This window comes from Pseudomonas canadensis, from assembly GCF_030980095.1.
Taxonomy (GTDB): Bacteria; Pseudomonadota; Gammaproteobacteria; order Pseudomonadales; family Pseudomonadaceae; genus Aquipseudomonas; species Aquipseudomonas canadensis.
The window spans coordinates 215,863-233,479 of record NZ_CP133298.1; the positions used below are offsets into that span (position 1 = coordinate 215,863).

Here is a 17,617-nt window from a genome sequence, read left to right on the forward strand (position 1 = left end):
CGTAGTCCTTGTAGGAGCCGGCTTGCCGGCGATGAGGCCCTCCCAGTCACCGGCTATTGCGGCCAATGCCACGCCGGCGCGTCCAGAATCCCTTGCCCAACTATCCGCGTCTCCCCCAACACCTTCTCCAACACAATCGAATTGCACCCCTCGTCCTGCTGCAACGCCGCAATCAAGCGGCTGGCATGGGACACCACCCACACCTGGCACTGTTGGGATGCCTGGATGATCAAGCGCGCCAACGCCGGTAGCAGGTCCGGGTGCAGGCTGGTCTCCGGTTCGTTCAGTACCATCATGGTCGGTGGGCGAGGTGTGAGCAGCGCCGCGATCAGCAGTAAATAACGCAAAGTCCCGTCCGACAGCTCCGCCGCCGACAATGGCCGCAGCAAACCTTCCTGATAAAACTCAATCGCAAAGCGCCCGCCCTGCAAGGGCTCGATATTCAGGCGCGCGCCGGGGAAAGCGTCGCTGACTGCGCGCTGCAATGCCTCGGGATCACCGATTTCACGAATGGTCTGTAACGCCGCCGCCAGGTCGCGCCCGTCGTGATGTAGCACTGGCGTGCGTGTGCCCAGTTGAGGTTGGCGCACCGGCGCGTCGACATCGCTGCGAAAGTGATCATAAAAGCGCCAGCCACGGATGCTTTCGCGCAGCAGCAACACCTCCGGCGGACCGCGCAGGCTGCCAACCTGATCAAACAGGCTGTGGTAGTTCGGCGTGTGCTGGGCGAGCACATCCCAGGCGCGGCCCTCACGCGCCCGCACCATCGGCCCGGAACGCTGCACCAGCAGGCTGGCCGGGCGGTAGATAGGGCCGGCCCAGATGCATTCCTTCTTCACTTCCGGGTCCAGCGAGAAATAGGACAGCGTTTTTTCCGGCAGCCCCAGGGAAATGGCGTAGCTGAAATCTTCCCCGGCAAAGCCCAGGCGCAAGCGTTTGACGTCCTGACGCACGATGGGCTCGACCGGCACCTCACCGCTGCGCAGGCGCCGGCTGATGGTCTCCGGCCCGGCCCAGAAGGTCGAATCCAGCCCACCCTCACGGGCCAGCGCATTGATCACTCCGCCCTGGGCGGTTTCCGCCAGCAGGCGCAGGGCGCGGTACAAGTTGGACTTGCCGCTGCCATTGGGGCCGGTGACCAGGTTGAGTCGGTCCAGGGGCACTACCAATTTATTGATCGAGCGGTAATTGGCCACCGCGAGGGTCTTGAGCATGGGCATTCAGTCGGCGTGGGAACCATTGGAGTATGGGAGCCTCCATGCAGATAAGGAACCCTGAACTAAGCTCACAGTCGCATACACACTGGCACGTCGGCATCACGCACAAGGAGCCTGCATGGGCGGTCGCATTTGCACCTGTATTTTCGGAATTGGCCTACTCGCGCTGCTGAGCGGCTGTGGCGAGGAAAAGGCTGAGCCCAAGCAGCACTCGCGGGTATTCGTGCAGACCGTGCAGCCGGCGGATTTTGCCGCAGCAGTCACGTTGACCGGCGATATCCAGGCCCGTGTGCAAACCGATCTGTCCTTCCGTGTGGGCGGCAAGATCATCCAGCGCATGGTGGACGTGGGCGATCGCGTCAGCGCCAAGCAAGTGCTGGCCAAGCTCGATCCCAAAGACTTGCAGACCAACGTCGATTCCGCCCAGGCCCAGGTCGTGGCCGAGCAAGCGCGGGTCAAACAGACGGCCGCCGCCTTCGTGCGCCAGGAAAAGCTGCTGCCCAAGGGCTACACCAGCCGCAGCGAATACGATTCCGCCCAGGCCGCGTTGCGCAGCAGCCAAAGTGCCCTGGCCGCCGCGCAGGCCCAACTGGCCAATGCCCGCGAACAGCTCGGCTATACCGCGCTGATCGCTGAAGCGCCGGGAGTGATTACCGCGCGCCAGGCAGAAGTCGGCCAGGTAGTGCAGGCCACCGTGCCGATCTTCAGCCTGGCGCGCGATGGCGAGCGCGATGCGGTGTTCAACGTCTATGAGTCGCTGCTGGTGGAGCCGCCGCCGGAGGCGCCGATCACCGTCAGCCTCTTGGATAACCCGAGCATCAAGGCCGTGGGCAAGGTGCGTGAAGTCACGCCTGCCGTGGCGGCCAACACGGGTACCGTGCAGGTGAAGATCGCCCTGCAAGCGCTGCCCAAGGGCGTGGAGTTGGGTTCTGTAGTGAGCGCTACCGCCAACGGCCCGGCCAAGGCCAGTATTGAATTGCCTTGGGCCGCGCTCACCAAGGACCTCAGCGAACCTGCCGTATGGCTGATCGACAGCGACGGCAAGGCGCAATTGCACAAAGTCACCGTGGCGCGCTACCTCACCGGCAAAGTCATCATTGGCGATGGCCTCAAGGGCGGCGAAAAAGTCGTGGTGGCTGGCGGGCAATTGCTGCACCCCGGCATGATCGTCGAGATCGCCCAGCAAGGAGCCCAGCCATGAAGCGCCTGACGGTGTTGCTCGCCGCCAGCCTGTTGCTGGTGGGTTGTTCGAAGGAAGAGCCGCCACCCGAACCGGTGCGCCCCGTGCTGTCCATGGAAGTGAAAGCCGAGGACCAGGAAAACCTCGGCCGTTTCGCCGGCACCATCCAGGCCCGTTATGAAAGCAACCTGGGTTTCCGTGTGCCAGGCCGCATTGCCCGCCGCGCCGTGGATGTGGGCGCCGAGGTGGAGAAGGGCGCCTTGCTCGCCGTCCTCGACCCTACCGATCAACAGAACCAGTTGCGCGCAGCCCAGGGCGACCTGGCCCGCGTCCAGGCGCAATTTATCAACGCCCAGGCCAACGCCCGGCGCCAGCAGGAACTGTTCAACCGGGGCGTCGGCGCCCAGGCCCAATTGGATATTGCCCAGACCGACCTGAAAACCACCCAGGCCTCTCTCGACCAGGCGCAAGCGTCCGTCAACCAAGCCAAGGACCAACTCAACTACGCCGAACTGCGCACCGACCACGCCGGCATCGTCACGGCCTGGAATGCCGAGGCCGGCCAGGTAGTCAGCGCCGGCCAGCAAGTAGTGACCCTGGCCCGCCCGGACATCAAGGAAGCGGTGATCGACCTGCCCGCCGGCCTGGCCGAGCGCCTGCCCCATGACGTGGTGTTCCTGGTCGCCGGGCAATTGGACCCCAGCGTCAACACCACCGCCATCGTGCGCGAGATCGAACCCCAGGCCCAGAGTGCCACACGCACCCGTCGTGCGCGCCTGACCTTGGCCGAAACACCGCCCGCGTTCCGCCTTGGCACGGCGATCAGCGTGACCTTGAGCACCGCCATCGCGCCGCGCATCGAATTGCCCCTGAGTGCCTTGCAGGAGGTCGACGGCAAGACCCGCATCTGGCTGCTCGACACCCAAAGCCAGACCGTGCAACCGCGCGACATCACGGTGATCAGCCGTGACGCCAGCAGCGCCTTGCTCAACGGCGGCGTCAAACCCGGCGAGCGTATTGTCACCGCCGGCGTGAACAGCCTGAAGCCTGGGCAAAAAGTCAAAATCGACGAGGACAGCCCGCGATGAAAGGGAGCTTCAACTTATCCGACTGGGCCCTCAAGCATCAGTCCTTCGTCTGGTACTTGATGTTCGTCGCGCTGTTGATGGGCGTGTTCTCGTACATGAACCTGGGTCGCGAGGAAGACCCTTCGTTCACCATCAAGACCATGGTGATCCAGACCCGCTGGCCGGGTGCGACCCAGGAAGAAACCCTCAAGCAGGTCACCGACCGCATCGAGAAAAAACTCGAAGAGCTCGACTCCCTCGACTACGTGAAAAGCTACACCCGGCCGGGCGAGTCCACGGTGTTCGTGTTCCTCAAGGACACCACCAGTGCCAAGGCCATCCCCGAGATCTGGTACCAGGTCCGCAAGAAGATCGACGACATTCGCGGCACCTTCCCCCAGGGTTTGCAGGGGCCGTCGTTCAACGACGAGTTCGGTGATGTGTTCGGCTCGGTGTACGCCTTTACCGGCGACGGCCTGTCGATGCGTCAGTTGCGTGACTATGTGGAGCAGGTGCGCGCCGAGATCCGTTCGGTACCGGGGCTGGGCAAGGTCGAGATGATCGGCCAACAGGACGAAGTGATTTACCTGAACTTCTCCACGCGCAAACTGGCGGCCCTGGGGATTGACCAGCGCCAGGTCGTGCAGAGCCTGCAATCGCAGAACGCGGTGACGCCGGCCGGTGTGATCGAGGCCGGGCCGGAGCGCATTTCGGTGCGCACGTCGGGGCAGTTCGCCTCGGAAAAGGACCTGGCCAACGTCAACCTGCGGCTCAACGACCGCTTCTATCGCCTGGCGGACATTGCCGACATTAGTCGAGGCTATGTCGACCCGGCGCGGCCGATGTTCCGCTTCAACGGCAAGCCGGCAATCGGCCTGGCGATTGCCATGCAGAAGGGCGGCAATATCCAGTCGTTCGGCAAGGCCCTGCACACGCGAATGGACGAACTGACCGCCGACCTGCCGGTGGGCGTCGGCGTGCACAAGGTGTCCGATCAGGCAGAAGTGGTGGAAGAGGCTGTCGGCGGCTTTACCAGTGCGCTGTTCGAAGCGGTGATCATCGTGCTGGTGGTGAGCTTCATCAGCCTCGGTATGCGTGCCGGGCTGGTGGTGGCGTGCTCGATTCCGTTGGTGCTGGCACTGGTATTCGTGTTCATGGAATACAGCGGCATCACCATGCAGCGGGTGTCGCTGGGCGCGTTGATCATCGCCCTCGGCCTGTTGGTGGATGACGCGATGATCACCGTCGAGATGATGATCACGCGTCTGGAAAAAGGCGAAACCAAGGAGCAGGCGGCGACCTACGCCTACACCTCCACGGCGTTCCCGATGCTCACCGGTACCCTGGTGACGGTCGCCGGTTTTGTGCCGATCGGTCTCAATGCCAGCTCGGCGGGCGAGTACACCTTCACCCTGTTCGCGGTGATTGCCGTGGCGATGCTGGTGTCGTGGGTGGTGGCGGTGCTGTTTGCGCCGGTGATCGGCGTGCATATCCTCAGTGCCAATGTGAAGCCTCACGATGCTGAGCCGGGGCGGATTGGCCGGGCGTTCAATGGCGGCATGCTGTGGGCCATGCGTAACCGTTGGTGGGCGATTGGCATCACCGTGGCGCTGTTTGTGGGGTCGGTGTTTTCCATGCAGTTCGTGCAGAACCAATTCTTCCCGTCATCGGACCGCCCGGAAATCCTGGTTGACCTGAACCTGCCGCAAAACGCCTCGATCAACGAGACGCGCAAGGCCGTCGACCGCCTGGAAGCGATCATCAAGGACGACCCGGACATTGCACGCTGGAGCACCTACATTGGCCAGGGCGCGATCCGGTTCTACCTGCCCCTCGACCAGCAACTGGAAAACCCCTACTACGCGCAGTTGGTCATCGTGAGCAAGGGCCTGGAAGAGCGCGGCGAATTGATCGCGCGCCTGCAAAAGCGCCTGCGCGATGACTTCGTCGGCATTGGCAGCTTTGTGCAGCCGCTGGAAATGGGTCCGCCGGTAGGTAGGCCGATTCAGTATCGCGTGTCGGGCAAAGACACCGATCAAGTGCGCAAACACGCCATCGAATTGGCGACCTTGCTGGACAAGAACACCCACCTGGGCGAGATCATCTACGACTGGAACGAGCCGGGCAAAGTGCTGCGTATCGACATCGCCCAGGACAAGGCGCGGCAACTGGGGCTGTCGTCGGAAGACGTGGCGCAGTTGATGAACAGCGTGGTCAGCGGTGCCTCGGTGACTCAGGTACACGACGATATCTACCTGATCAACGTGGTCGGCCGTGCCGAAGATGCCGAGCGCGGTACGCCGGAAACCTTGCAGAACCTGCAGATCGTCACGCCTAACGGCACCTCGATTCCGCTGCTGGCGTTCGCCACGGTGCGCTATGAGCTGGAGCAGCCTTTGGTGTGGCGTCGCGACCGTAAACCGACGATCACCATCAAGGCGTCGGTGCGTGATGAGATGCAGCCGACGGACCTGGTGAAACAGCTCAAGCCGGAGATTGACAAATTCAGCGCCGGCTTGCCGGTGGGCTACAAAGTCGCCACCGGTGGCACCGTGGAAGAAAGCGGCAAGGCCCAGGGCCCGATTGCCAGCGTGGTGCCATTGATGCTGTTCCTCATGGCGACCTTCCTGATGATCCAGCTGCACAGCGTGCAGAAGATGTTTCTGGTGGCGAGTGTCGCGCCGCTCGGTTTGATTGGCGTGGTGTTGGCGCTTATCCCCACCGGCACGCCCATGGGCTTTGTGGCGATCCTGGGGATCCTGGCGCTGATCGGCATCATCATCCGTAACTCGGTGATTCTGGTGACGCAAATTCATGAGTACGAAGTGGCGGGCTATACGCCGTGGGATGCGGTGGTGGAAGCCACCGAGCATCGACGCCGGCCGATCCTGCTGACGGCGGCAGCGGCGAGCCTGGGCATGATCCCCATCGCCCGTGAGGTGTTCTGGGGGCCGATGGCCTACGCGATGATTGGCGGGATCATCATTGCGACGTTGTTAACACTTTTGTTTTTGCCTGCGCTGTATGTGGCTTGGTACAAGATCCGCGAGCCCAAACACGAACAGAGCTGAACATGCCCCACTTCCTGCGCCACGGTTTGTTGGTCTGCACCCTGTTGCTGTCGCCCGTGGCTTTGGCCGGTACCGTTCTGGAAAACGCGCTGTGGCGGGTCGAACTCGACCCGGCCACCCTTGCGATCCGCGTGACCCCCGGCGGACAACCGACAATACAAGCTTCCAGCGGCGTAGCGGCGCGTGCTGTCAGTCAGCTTGCACACAGCGACCAACAGGCCGATTGGCAGTGGGATGACGGTGCCTTTCGTGTGAGCGCTACCCTTGAGCAGCGCGACCTGGCGCTGTCCATCCGTGCGCGTGAGACGGGTGAAATCCCCATTCTTCAACAACCGGCCAGTGCCTTGGGCAAAGGCTTTATGTGGCCTTTGGCCGAAGGGCATTACGTACCCGCCGATAACGCCGTATGGAAAACGTTTCTGCGGGAGCAAGGCGACCTCAATACGACCCAGGATCTCAGCCTGCCGCTTTGGGGTGTCGACCATGGCACGTTTACCCTCAACTGGTTGCTGACCAACCCCTACAACAATCGCCTGCGCTGGCAACAGGACCGGACGCTGTCCCTGGCCCATGAATTCACCTCGCTCGACCCTGGGGCGCCGATGACCTTGCGGTTGCATCTGGGCGATGGCGATCCTTTGGCCGGCGCCAAGCGCTATCGCCAGTGGCTGGTGGAGCAGGGGCGGTACGAGCCTTTGGCGGACAAGCTGCGCCAGACGCCCGAGGCGCAGAAGTTGCTGGGCGCTAGTCATATCTACCTCTGGGGCAATGACCTGCTGGCATTGGAGGATGTGCTTGACTGGCCGCTGCTGCTCAAGCGCTTGCGTGGGCATGAACTCAAAGGCTTGCTGGATAAGGAGTCTGCCAAGGTACTGGCGCAGGCCTCGGCGTTGAACCGCTATGAGCAGACGGTGCTGCTGCGAGGTCTGAACGCAGCGATCAACAAGAAGGCCCGGCAGAGTTGGCAGATAGCAGAGCCCGATATGGCACGGCTCGCTGCGCGCTATGGCGAATTGCGCAGCGAGTTGGCCGTGGACTTTGCCGGTGCCCTCAGTGAAAACCCGTCAGCCTGGGGCAACCCAGTGATTCAATCGCTGAGCAACGCCGGCTTGCCCCGTGTATTGCTGACCCTTGGCGAAGGCTGGGAAGGCGGCCTGTGGCACCCCGAGGCGATTCGTGCGGGTGTCGATGCGGGTTTCCTGATGGCGCCCTACGACTCTTATGAAACTGCGTTATCTGCCACGGAAAACCCCGATTGGACCACCGCCCACCTTGGCAGTAATGCCTACCGCAACTGCGCGATTGTGTTGAAGGGCGGCAAGCTCAAGACCGGTTTTCAACAGTCCGGGCACTACACCGACCCGCGCTGTGTGCGGTCGTTGCTGGAGGCGCGGGTGCAGGCCGTCCAAGCCAAGGCCGGCTTCAACGCCTGGTTCCTGGATGCCTACGCCACCAGCATGGTGTTTGACAGCTACCGCGACAGTGCGCCGATGACCCAGGCGCAAAACGCCGAGGGCAACATTGACGCCTCCCGCTGGATCAATACCGCGCTCAAGTTGCCCACAGGTTCTGAAGACGGCAACGCCATCACGGCACAGGGCATTCTGTTTGCCCATGGCATGCAGACGCCGGTGATCGGTTGGGGTGATCCAGCGATGACCAAGGACAAGCAGTCACCCTATTACGTCGGTAACTGGTTCCCGCCGGAGCAGCCGGCGGTGTTCTTCAAGCCGGTGCCGCTGAAGGAACCGTTTCGCACGCTGTACTTTGAGCCGAGCATGCGCTTGCCGCTGTATCAGGCGGTGTTCCATGGCTCGGTGATCACGACCCATCACTGGTTGTTCGATAGCCTGAAACTGAGCAATGTGCAGGTAGAAAACGAGCTGACCCAACTGCTCTACAATGTACCGCCGCTGTATCACTTGAGTGCTGCGACCCTGAAGCAGCGACTGCCACTGATCCAACGCCAGGATGCCTTTTTCCGCCCACTGCATCAGCGTTTGGCCACGCAGGAACTGACCGGGTTTCGTTGGCTGACAGCGGATCGGTTGGTGCAGGAAACCACGTTTGCCGATGGAACACGGTTGGTGGCGAATTTTTCCAGTGAGGAAAAAGCAGGGTATGCCGCTCGGAGTGTGACGGCGCTACTGAAGGGTGAAAAAGCCGAGGTATATCAGGTGAAATAACCTGTGGCGAGGGAGCACGCTCCCTCGCCACAAAAAGCGATCAGGGTTTGCGCCAGACGCTGGCTAGCCAAGGCTGCTGGTCACGAGGCAGCCCGGCGGGGCGGTAGTAGTGTTCCAATTCGACAAAACCTGCGGCGGTGAGCAACGTTTGCCACGCCTCCAGGTCGTGATAAGACCCATACCGCGGCCCATTCCAGCCTTCCTGATTCTCGCCCCGAGGATTGGAGCTGAACAGCACGCCCCCAGGCTTCAACGCCCCCTGCAACTGCTTGAGCACGCGCGGCAATTCCTGTTTGGGAATATGAAACAGCACCGCATTGGCAAACACCCCGTCGAAGCGCTCGACAGGCAAGTCCAACTTCAGGAAATCCTGCTGCAACACCTCGCAACCACTGTCTTCCCGTGCCATCTGCGCAAACCGCTCCGAGCCGTCCAACCCCACGGCGATATGCCCCATGCGCGTAAACGTCTGCAAATCCCGCCCCGGCCCACAGCCAAAATCCAGCACGGTAAACGGCCCTGTGCCCTGGATATGTCGCAACAGCGCGTCGATGTTCTGGCTCACATCGTGATCGCGGGTGCCTTCACGGAAGTTCTCGGCCACCTTGTTGTAGTGGCCGAGGGTGGTGGAGGTGATCTGGTCGAGGTCGTCGGGGGCGAGTTTCATAGCGAGACACTTGGGCGGTTAATCGGTGACTATATCCCATGTTTCGCTAACAGGCTTGGGGCGGTGAGTGGCTCAGATATCTATATCGTATATACCTCCAGATCGTATTTCATTACCGAAGACACGAAGGTAATAACTGAGCTGTATTGGGTCGCTAATGTGCTGGCCTAGCTGGAGGATCTGCCCCTCGGAACGGGTGGGTTCAACCACGGAGGCACAAGTTTCTCCCAAATAAAGATGTATAGTGGCGTTAAGCGGCGTTGCTACTGCATTGCCTACACCAGTTGCCATAAACATGAGTACAAGCGTCGCGCACCTGCCGAAGCTGAGGATGTTGAACATATTATTCGTCTTCCAAAGTCAGTTAATTATGGCCTCACCGCGCATGTGCGCAAATACAGCATTGACTGCACACCCATCACAGCAGTGGCGCTACCACCGCATCCAGGTTCTGTGCACTATCAACATTCGCCCCTGCGGCATAACTCCCGCTCTGCGAGAGCGCGTTCAGTTTGTTTTTCTTGCCGCCACCGATTGAGGCAAGGCAACTGATAGTCGCGGGATTACTACTCGTCGCCGGCGCCCAGATACACCCAGTGCTGTATTGATTACTGTCAGTGCTATTGAGCGCCACGGTGCTGTTGTCAGCGACGCTGAACGCTTGCGCCCAAACCGCCCCGGTGGGGGGGACAATCAGTTGAATGCCTAACACCCCAGCACTGGGGAGCCACGTCAGATAGCTGGTTCTGCCCGTAGCATCCTGGCGAGCTACCAACGCAATTCCCACGTTGTTGATTGCCAGTCCGGCGTTCTTGGAGTTAACCGCGAGGGTCAGCGTCAGCGGTGCTGTATTAGGCGTGTTCCAGACAGTCGTCCGGGTCAGGTTGATGTCGGCCTGGGGGGTACTCGCAATCACCCACCGCTTGCACTGAGTTATTGATGCCGCGGACAGTGCAGCGGTTGGCCCCACCCGCGATAGGTAGGGACGTGACGGCATAGCCGGAGGCATTCGCCTGGGCAATTTGGGCTGTGGTAATGCCGTTTGTGCCTGGGCAATTCAGGGCAATGCTGGGATAGCCGCTGACCAGGGTGTTGTTCACGTCGGTGGGGATGCACTTATCGTTGTAGCCGAGCAGCCCAAGCAGAGACGAAAAAATTCGCACAGGCGTGCCACTGCCGGCTAACCACACGACAGTGGAGCGCTCTTCGTTACTGCTGATGCTCCACCCAATCATGTCTCCGCGCTGGTTGAACGCAGTGATAGTGGTTCGCACATCTGCGGCACGCAGCAATGTGCCCGGAAGCGGCGCGAGGGCAATCGGTGGGCTGCCTGGCGTCGCTGCGTTCCAGACCACTGCCGTGTAGACATTGTTGGCATTGCTGCAGGTACCCCCAATCCAGCCACCAGTGGAGACGACGCTGACGAAACAGGGTTGATGAGCAAGCAGTGGTGCCAGTGGCGTCTGCGAGTTGGGTGTGTTCACGTTTGCAACAAAGGGTACGTTGTTGGCGCTGGTACTGGCAGGAGAGCAATTGCCGACGGCGATACCGTTGTCGTTGACGCTAGCGGTTTCGCACTGCTCGCCTGCCGCATGGCCTAGGTTGACGTACGTGGCGGCGTTGGCGTTCAACCCAAATGCGCCCGCCAGCAGCAAGCCTATGAAGCTCTTCAGGAGCTTGTTCATCTTGAGCCCATCCTTGGAGAGAGATGGGCTGATTAGAGGCGAAAAGAAAAAAGGCAACAACTGTCAGAGTTAACAGGTACAAACCAGTACTCACCGCTTGTTCAGCACCCGCGCCAACCGATCACCCCCCAACTGAATCACCGCCACCAGAATCACCAGCAACACGATCACCGTGAGCATGATCTGCGTATCAAAGCGCTGATACCCATAACGGTAGGCAATATCGCCCAATCCTCCCGCGCCAATCGCGCCAGCCATGGCCGACGAGTTGATCATGGTCACCAGGGTGATGGTGAACCCGCCGACAATCCCCGGCAGCGCTTCCGGCAGCAGCACATGCCAGATGATGTGCCAGCGACGGCAGCCCATGGCTTGCGCAGCCTCGATCAGACCGTGATCGACTTCACGCAGGCTCACCTCGGCGATCCGCGCGAAAAACGGCGTGGCGGCGATGGTCAGCGGCACGACGGCGGCCCATACGCCATAGGTGGTGCCGACGATCAACCGGGTGAACGGAATCAACGCCACCATCAGGATCAGGAATGGAATCGAGCGGAACAGATTGACGAACGCCCCCAGCACGCGGTTAAGCGTCGGTGCCTGGTAGATGCCGCCTTTGTCGCTGGTCACCAGGAACACCGCCAGCGGGATACCCACCAGCAACGCAATCAGCGACGACACGCCGACCATCAACAAGGTGTCGATGGCGCCCTGCACTAAACGATCAAACCACATAGCCCAGCACCTCCGCCTGTTGTGCCCAATTGCCGGCGCGGATGCGCAGCTCGTTGGCGTCGTGGGTCGATCCACTTACCGCCAGCAGCAGTTGCCCGAGGGCATGTCCCTGGATGCGTTCCACGCCGCCTTGCAGCAAACGCACGCGCCCGCCGAGGGCGCTGAACAGCGCAGCCAGGTCCGGCTCGTCGGTATCGCTGCCGGTGAACTGCAAGCGCAGCACCACGGCGGCGTCGGCGGATGCCGGTGTGGCTTGCAAACGGCTCTGCAACTCGTCCGGCAGCCCGTGTTGCAGCGGCGCCAGCAGGGTTTTGCTGACGTCATGCTGCGGGTTGCCGAACACTTGCCACACCGGGCCTTGTTCAACGATATGCCCGTGTTCCAACACCACCACGCGGTCGCAGATTTCGCGGATTACTGCCATCTCATGGGTGATCAATACGATGGTCAAGCCCAGGCGCTTGTTGATCTCGCGCAGCAGGCCGAGGATCGACTGGGTGGTTTCCGGATCCAGGGCCGACGTGGCCTCGTCACACAGCAGAATCTGCGGGTCGTGCACCAGCGAACGGGCGATACCCACGCGTTGTTTTTGCCCGCCGGACAGTTGCGCCGGGTAAGACTTGTGTTTGTCCTGCAAGCCCACCAGCTCCAACAACTCGCGTACCTTTTGCTCGCGTTGCAGCTTCGGCACGCCCGCCACTTTCAACGGCAACTCGACGTTCTGCCACACCGTCTTGGCCGACATCAGGTTGAAATGCTGGAAGATCATGCCGATGCGCCGACGCAGTTCCACCAGGCGGTCTTCATCGAAGCCGCCGATGTCCACCTGATCGATCAGCACGCGCCCGCTGCTGGGTTGCTCCAGGCGGTTGATGGTGCGGATCAGCGACGACTTGCCGGCACCGCTGCGGCCGATGATGCCGAACACTTCACCGCGCTGGATCGCCAGGTCGATGCCTTGCAAGGCGTGCACGGTGCCGTCGTAGGTCTTGCCCAAGTTGATAAAGCGTACATGGGCGCGGTTCAGGTCAGGATGCAGCTCGGTCTGCTCGGCGTCCCTGGGCGGCAGGCCCAGGTCGCGCAGTTGGGCGTTGGCGGCGGTCATTTTTTATCTTCCCAGCCGACCTGGTAGAGCTTGCCCAGGGATTTGTCCAACGCGGCGCGCACGACCGGCGAATGTTGGTAGATATCGACGAACTTGATCACCCGAGGGTCGGTTTTGCTTTTCGGCTGGATCACGAACTGGATCACGTATTCCGGGTGGTCGAGGCCGTCGAACAGCAGTGCCGACTCGGCATCGAAGGTCTTGGACAGGCGGATATACGCCGGGTAGCCCTGCACCAGATCGGCGTCGTCGTAGGCGCGTACCAGTTGCACGGCCTCAACCTGCAGGATCTTGATCTTCTTTGGATTGGAAACGATGTCCTCTTCGGTGGCCTTGTAGCCCACGCCCGGCTTGAGGGTGATCAGCCCGGCCTTGGCCAGCAATTGCAGGCCGCGACCGCTGTTGATCGGGTCGTTGGCAATCGCCACGCTGGCGCCTTGGGGCAGGTCGTTGATGCTCTTGTACTTCTTCGAATACAGGCCGACGTTGTTGATGATCCCCGGCGCGTACGGCACCAGGTCAAAACCGGCAGCGGCCTTGGCGTTTTCCAGGAACGGGATGTGCTGGAAGTAGTTCACGTCGATATCGCCGGCCGCGAGGCTGACGTTCGGCGCGATCCAGTCGGTGAATTCCACCAGCTCGACGTTCAAGCCTTGCTTGCCGGCTTCGGCCACGGCGGCTTCAAGAGGAATCGCAAAGGCCGCAGTGGTGCCGATTTTCAACGGCGCATCGGCGGCGAACACCGCCGAACTGAACAATCCGAAAGCCAGGGCCAGTGCTTTGACTGGGTGAGCGAGCAGTGTCTTTTTCATAGGGTATTTCCAGTCAGAGAAGCCGTTTGGCGGTAGGTGGAACCGGTGTGTTGTTCGGGTAGACGGGCGCTGCCGTGGAAGACTTTTTCGCGCAGCGTGCCGGTCTCGTACGCGGTCTTGTAGGACCCGCGTTTTTGCAGCTCCGGCACCACCAGGTCGATGAAGTCCACGTAGCTTTCCGGCGTGACGATGCGCGTGAGGTTGAAGCCGTCCAGGCCGGTTTCGCTGATCCAGGATTCCAGCTCGTCGGCGACCTGTTCGGGCGAGCCGACCAGGGTGATGTAGCGGCCGCCCAGGGCGTGTTGCTCCAGCAACTTGCGCCGGGTCCAGTCGTTGTTCTGCAGGTTCTTGGTGGCCGACTGGATCGCGTTGCTCTTCACGTACTGGATCGGTTCGTCCAGCTCGTACTGGGCGAAATCAATCGCAGTAGACGCCGAGAAATGCGCCACGCCCGCTTCCGGACTGGCGTAGCTCAGGTACTCGGCGTGCTTCTCCCAGGCCAGCGCTTCGGTGGCGCCCACGATCACGTTGAGGCCCATGAACACCTTGATGTCATCCGGATTGCGCCCGGCCTCGACCGCACTGGCACGCACCTTGTCCACCTGGACCTTGGTCGCCGCCTTGTTCTGCCCGCTGATAAACACGCACTCGGCATGCCGGCCGGCGAACAGCAACCCCCGATCCGAACTGCCGGCCTGGAACAGCACTGGCGTACGTTGCGGCGAGGGCTCGCACAGGTGATAACCCTCCACCTGGTAGAACTCGCCGTGGTGCTCGACCTTGTGCACTTTGCCGGGCTGCGCATATACCCGCGCCTGCGGATCGTTGAGCACCGCGCCGTCTTCCCAGCTGCCTTCCCAGAGCTTGTACAGCACCTCCAGGTACTCGTCGGCCTGGTCGTAGCGACGGTCGTGCTCGACCTGCTCGGTCAGGCCCATGGCCTTGGCGGCGCTGTCGAGGTAGCCGGTGACGATGTTCCAGCCGACCCGGCCACGGCTCAGGTGATCCAGCGTGGACATGCGCCGGGCGAACAGATACGGCGGCTCGTAGGTGAGGTTGGCGGTGAGGCCGAAGCCGAGGTTTTGGGTGACGGCCGCCATGGCCGAGACCAACAGCAACGGGTCATTCACCGGCAACTGGATCGACTCTTTGAGCGGTACGTCTATCGAGTTCTGATAAACGTCATACACGCCGACGATATCGGCGATGAATAAACCATCGAACAGCCCGCGTTCCAGCGTCTTGGCCAGCTCGGTCCAATACTCGATGGTCTTGTATTGGGTGGACGTGTCCCGTGGATGGGTCCACAGGCCGTGGTTGATGTGCCCGATGCAGTTCATGTTGAAGGCATTGAGCAGGATTTTCTTCTTAGCCATCAGATGGTCCCCCGCAGCGGTGGGTTTTCATCGTTGAGGTAGTAATTGCCCACCGCGTGGTACTTCCAACGCACCGGGTCGTGCAGGGTGTGCACGCGGGCGTTGCGCCAGTGGCGATCCAGACCGTGCTCGGCCAGGGTCGCCTGGCTGCCGGCGAGTTCGAACAAGGTGCTGCCGGCGGCCAGGGAAATTTCGGTACTCAAGGCGCGTACTTCAGCGACGGCGATCGAGGCGGCCGCAACCGTCTCGGCATTGCTGTCGGCCTGGGCGCGGTCGAGGAATTCACCCGAGCGCTCCAGCAGCGCCTCGGCGGCGTGCAGGCGGATGCTCAGGTGCCCGAAGCTTTTCAGGGTCAGAGGGTCTTCGGTGGCTTTGTCGTTGCCGGAGTCGATCCACGGGCGGGTCTTGGTGCGCACAAAGTGCAACGCATCCTCAAAGGCCGCGCGCGCGATGCCTGTGTCGATGGCGGCGTGAAGAATCTGCGCCAGGGGGCCGACGGTTGTGGGGCGTTCAAAGGCGCTCTGGAACGGGATCACGTCTTGCGCGGCGACCCACACGTTGTCGAACACTACCGACCCGCTGCCGGTGGTGCGCTGGCCGAAGCCGCTCCAGTCGTCGATCACGCTCAGGCCTTCGCTATCGCGCGGCACAAAGGCGAGTTGCTGCACGCCCTGTTCATCCACCACCGACGTAGGGATGCGTTGCGCGTAGATCGCGCCGGTGGAGTAGAACTTGCGACCGCTGATACGGAAACCGTCACCGTCGCGGGTGATGGAGGTTACGCGGTCGTGAGCGGTCTTGGTGCCCAGTTCCGCCAGCGCGTTGCCGAAGCGTTGGCCGGCGAGGACTTCGGCGTACAGGCGTTTTTGCTGCGCCGGGCTGCCGTTTACGCGCAGCACTTCCAATGCATAAAAATGGTTCTGAGGAATCTGGCCCAGGGAAGCATCCGCCTGGGCGATCAGTGCAATGACCTTGGCCAGGGTGACGTTGGACACACCCGCGCCACCGTACTCCTTGGGCACGCTGATACCCCACAGTCCGGAGCGCGAGAATACATCCAGCTCAGGCAGCGGCAGGCGGCGCTCGCGGTCGCGCTGGGCGCTGTCGCGGCGGAAGTCTTCGGCCAGGTCGCTGGCGACAATAAGGGCTTGTTCGTCGCTGGTGATAACCGCGACGTGAGTAGAGACAGTCATTGTGTTCTCCAGAGGTCTGGTCGGTTAAATCCAGGAGTGACGAGCCGGCAACGTGCCGTTCAGTCGATAGGCGCCGATGGCGTGATATTTCCAGCGCACCGGGTCGTGCAGGGTGTGCACGCGGGCGTTGCGCCAGTGGCGGTCGAGGTTGAATTCGGCGAGGGTCGCGCGGCTACCGGCCAGCTCGAAGAGTTTTTCGCTGACCAGCAGCGATACCTCGGTCGTCAGCACCTTGGCCTCGGCCACGGCAATCGACGCACGGGCCGCAGACTGCGCGGTGATCGGCGCAGCGCTGACCTGGTCCAGCACCTGGCCGGCCTTGCGCAGCAGGGCTTCGGCGGCGTGCAGTTCGATTTTCAGCTTGCCGATATCGGCGATCACATACAGGTCATCGCTGGCGCGTTCGACCTTGGCATCGATCCATGGGCGTGAGCGTTCACGTACGAAGGCGATGGTGTCATCCAGTGCGCCGCGTGCGATGCCGGCGTCGATGGCCGCCTGGATCAATTGGGATACGGCGCCCTGGATATTCGGGGTTTCGCCGATGCGCCAGTTTTCCACGACCAACTCGGCATCGACCGGCACCTGGTCCAGCAACACGGTGCCGCTGGCGGTGGTGCGTTGGCCAAAGCCGGACCAGTCATCGACGATGCGCAGGCCGTCGGCACCCCGACGCACGAAGGCCATGACCTGCTTGCCGTCATCGTTGAGTGCCTTGACGGCAACCCAGTGGGCGAAGAGCGCACCGGTGGAATAGAACTTTTGGCCGCTGATCACATAGCCGTCACCCTCAGCGGTGATGCGCGCCTTGAGTTCCAGGGTGTTTTTGGTACCGCGTTCCGGGCCGCCATTGCCGATGCGCCAGCCGTCGAGGACGCTCTGGAACAGCTGTTTTTTCTGGCGATCGGTGGCGGCGCCCTGCAACAGGTGCAGGATGCCGAAATGGTTCTGCGGGATCTGCCCGAGGGCTGGGTCTGCCGCACTGATGATCGCGAACACATCGGCCAGGGTCACGAAAGACACCTGTGGGCCGCCGTATTCACGGGGAATGGAAATACTGCCCAACCCACTGCGGGTGAACTGTTCGATCTGTGCCCATGGCAGCTTGCGTTGCTGGTCGCGCTTGGCGGCTTGCAGGCGCGCAGCCTGGGCGAGTTCATGGGCAGCCTTCAGCGCCTCTGCATCGTTGCGCAGCACGGCGGCTGGCAACAGCAGGGGGGCAATGTCCAGATCGCTCTGGGGGGGTGTTTGAGCCAAGTTAGACATCAGCGCCGCTCCTTGGCTGCACGTAATGCCCTGGCGTTGTGCACCGGGGTAATCCTG

General features: G+C 61.8%; 13 protein-coding genes. 4 read left to right on the plus strand and 9 right to left on the minus strand.

Annotation, left to right across the window (positions count from 1 at the left end; genetic code table 11):
* Positions 1 to 53: 53 nt before the first annotated feature.
* The gene (locus RB216_RS00995) at positions 54 to 1,214 is read right to left on the minus strand and encodes an AAA family ATPase (protein ID WP_308908205.1); all 1,161 of its coding nucleotides are present in this window, start codon (positions 1,212 to 1,214) and stop codon (positions 54 to 56) included.
* Between the two features lie 121 nt (positions 1,215 to 1,335).
* On the opposite strand from RB216_RS00995, the gene RB216_RS01000 reads away from it, so the two are divergent.
* Genes RB216_RS01000 through RB216_RS01015 form a run of 4 tightly spaced genes read left to right on the plus strand, consistent with a single transcriptional unit; the run spans position 1,336 to position 8,721 of the window.
* Positions 1,336 to 2,418 carry an efflux RND transporter periplasmic adaptor subunit gene (locus tag RB216_RS01000; protein ID WP_308908206.1) on the plus strand — a complete coding sequence of 361 codons (1,083 nt, stop codon included), beginning with the start codon at positions 1,336 to 1,338 and terminating at the stop codon, positions 2,416 to 2,418.
* Positions 2,415 to 3,485, plus strand: a complete 1,071-nt coding sequence (locus tag RB216_RS01005; RefSeq protein WP_308908207.1) for an efflux RND transporter periplasmic adaptor subunit — start codon at positions 2,415 to 2,417, stop codon at positions 3,483 to 3,485. Before RB216_RS01000 ends, RB216_RS01005 begins: the two co-directional genes overlap by 4 nt.
* Positions 3,482 to 6,535 (plus strand): efflux RND transporter permease subunit, encoded by a 3,054-nt coding sequence (locus tag RB216_RS01010; protein ID WP_122685656.1) that lies wholly within the window; start codon positions 3,482 to 3,484, stop codon positions 6,533 to 6,535. The genes RB216_RS01005 and RB216_RS01010 overlap by 4 nt, the downstream gene beginning before the upstream one ends.
* 2 nt (positions 6,536 to 6,537) lie before the next feature.
* Positions 6,538 to 8,721 (plus strand): glycoside hydrolase, encoded by a 2,184-nt coding sequence (locus RB216_RS01015; RefSeq protein ID WP_308908208.1) that lies wholly within the window; start codon positions 6,538 to 6,540, stop codon positions 8,719 to 8,721.
* A gap of 40 nt (positions 8,722 to 8,761) precedes the next feature.
* On the opposite strand, the gene RB216_RS01020 is transcribed toward RB216_RS01015, so the two are convergent.
* The 8 genes from RB216_RS01020 to RB216_RS01055 form a co-directional block, all read right to left on the minus strand.
* The gene (locus tag RB216_RS01020; RefSeq protein WP_068937735.1) at positions 8,762 to 9,388 is read right to left on the minus strand and encodes a class I SAM-dependent methyltransferase; all 627 of its coding nucleotides are present in this window, start codon (positions 9,386 to 9,388) and stop codon (positions 8,762 to 8,764) included.
* Positions 9,389 to 10,239: 851 nt separating this feature from the next.
* Positions 10,240 to 11,073 carry a hypothetical protein gene (locus RB216_RS01025; RefSeq protein ID WP_308908209.1) on the minus strand — a complete coding sequence of 278 codons (834 nt, stop codon included), beginning with the start codon at positions 11,071 to 11,073 and terminating at the stop codon, positions 10,240 to 10,242.
* A gap of 90 nt (positions 11,074 to 11,163) precedes the next feature.
* Positions 11,164 to 11,808, minus strand: a complete 645-nt coding sequence (locus RB216_RS01030; RefSeq protein ID WP_027607841.1) for a methionine ABC transporter permease — start codon at positions 11,806 to 11,808, stop codon at positions 11,164 to 11,166.
* On the minus strand, positions 11,798 to 12,913 hold the full coding sequence (locus RB216_RS01035; protein ID WP_028615286.1) for a methionine ABC transporter ATP-binding protein: 1,116 nt from the start codon (positions 12,911 to 12,913) through the stop codon (positions 11,798 to 11,800). Before RB216_RS01035 ends, RB216_RS01030 begins: the two co-directional genes overlap by 11 nt.
* Entirely contained in the window at positions 12,910 to 13,725 is an 816-nt protein-coding gene (locus RB216_RS01040) for a MetQ/NlpA family ABC transporter substrate-binding protein (protein WP_308908210.1), read from the minus strand. The genes RB216_RS01035 and RB216_RS01040 overlap by 4 nt, the downstream gene beginning before the upstream one ends.
* On the minus strand, positions 13,722 to 15,101 hold the full coding sequence (locus RB216_RS01045; RefSeq protein ID WP_068937739.1) for an LLM class flavin-dependent oxidoreductase: 1,380 nt from the start codon (positions 15,099 to 15,101) through the stop codon (positions 13,722 to 13,724). The genes RB216_RS01040 and RB216_RS01045 overlap by 4 nt, the downstream gene beginning before the upstream one ends.
* On the minus strand, positions 15,101 to 16,294 hold the full coding sequence (locus RB216_RS01050; RefSeq protein WP_028615288.1) for an SfnB family sulfur acquisition oxidoreductase: 1,194 nt from the start codon (positions 16,292 to 16,294) through the stop codon (positions 15,101 to 15,103). The genes RB216_RS01045 and RB216_RS01050 overlap by 1 nt, the downstream gene beginning before the upstream one ends.
* A 24-nt stretch (positions 16,295 to 16,318) precedes the next feature.
* Positions 16,319 to 17,560: an SfnB family sulfur acquisition oxidoreductase gene (locus tag RB216_RS01055; protein ID WP_028615289.1), complete on the minus strand. Its 1,242-nt coding sequence runs from the start codon at positions 17,558 to 17,560 to the stop codon at positions 16,319 to 16,321.
* Positions 17,561 to 17,617: the final 57 nt, after the last annotated feature.

Excerpts from the sequence above, each read along its gene's own strand:
- RB216_RS01055 (WP_028615289.1), bottom strand. The coding sequence starts at position 17,560 with ATGTCTAACTTGGCTCAAACACCCCCCCAGAGCGATCTGGACATTGCC.
- RB216_RS01030 (WP_027607841.1), bottom strand. The coding sequence starts at position 11,808 with ATGTGGTTTGATCGTTTAGTGCAGGGCGCCATCGACACCTTGTTGATG.
- RB216_RS00995 (WP_308908205.1), bottom strand. The coding sequence starts at position 1,214 with ATGCTCAAGACCCTCGCGGTGGCCAATTACCGCTCGATCAATAAATTG.
- RB216_RS01015 (WP_308908208.1), top strand. The coding sequence starts at position 6,538 with ATGCCCCACTTCCTGCGCCACGGTTTGTTGGTCTGCACCCTGTTGCTG.
- RB216_RS01045 (WP_068937739.1), bottom strand. The coding sequence starts at position 15,101 with ATGGCTAAGAAGAAAATCCTGCTCAATGCCTTCAACATGAACTGCATC.
- RB216_RS01040 (WP_308908210.1), bottom strand. The coding sequence starts at position 13,725 with ATGAAAAAGACACTGCTCGCTCACCCAGTCAAAGCACTGGCCCTGGCT.
- RB216_RS01050 (WP_028615288.1), bottom strand. The coding sequence starts at position 16,294 with ATGACTGTCTCTACTCACGTCGCGGTTATCACCAGCGACGAACAAGCC.
- RB216_RS01005 (WP_308908207.1), top strand. The coding sequence starts at position 2,415 with ATGAAGCGCCTGACGGTGTTGCTCGCCGCCAGCCTGTTGCTGGTGGGT.
- RB216_RS01025 (WP_308908209.1), bottom strand. The coding sequence starts at position 11,073 with ATGAACAAGCTCCTGAAGAGCTTCATAGGCTTGCTGCTGGCGGGCGCA.
- RB216_RS01035 (WP_028615286.1), bottom strand. The coding sequence starts at position 12,913 with ATGACCGCCGCCAACGCCCAACTGCGCGACCTGGGCCTGCCGCCCAGG.
- RB216_RS01000 (WP_308908206.1), top strand. The coding sequence starts at position 1,336 with ATGGGCGGTCGCATTTGCACCTGTATTTTCGGAATTGGCCTACTCGCG.
- RB216_RS01010 (WP_122685656.1), top strand. The coding sequence starts at position 3,482 with ATGAAAGGGAGCTTCAACTTATCCGACTGGGCCCTCAAGCATCAGTCC.
- RB216_RS01020 (WP_068937735.1), bottom strand. The coding sequence starts at position 9,388 with ATGAAACTCGCCCCCGACGACCTCGACCAGATCACCTCCACCACCCTC.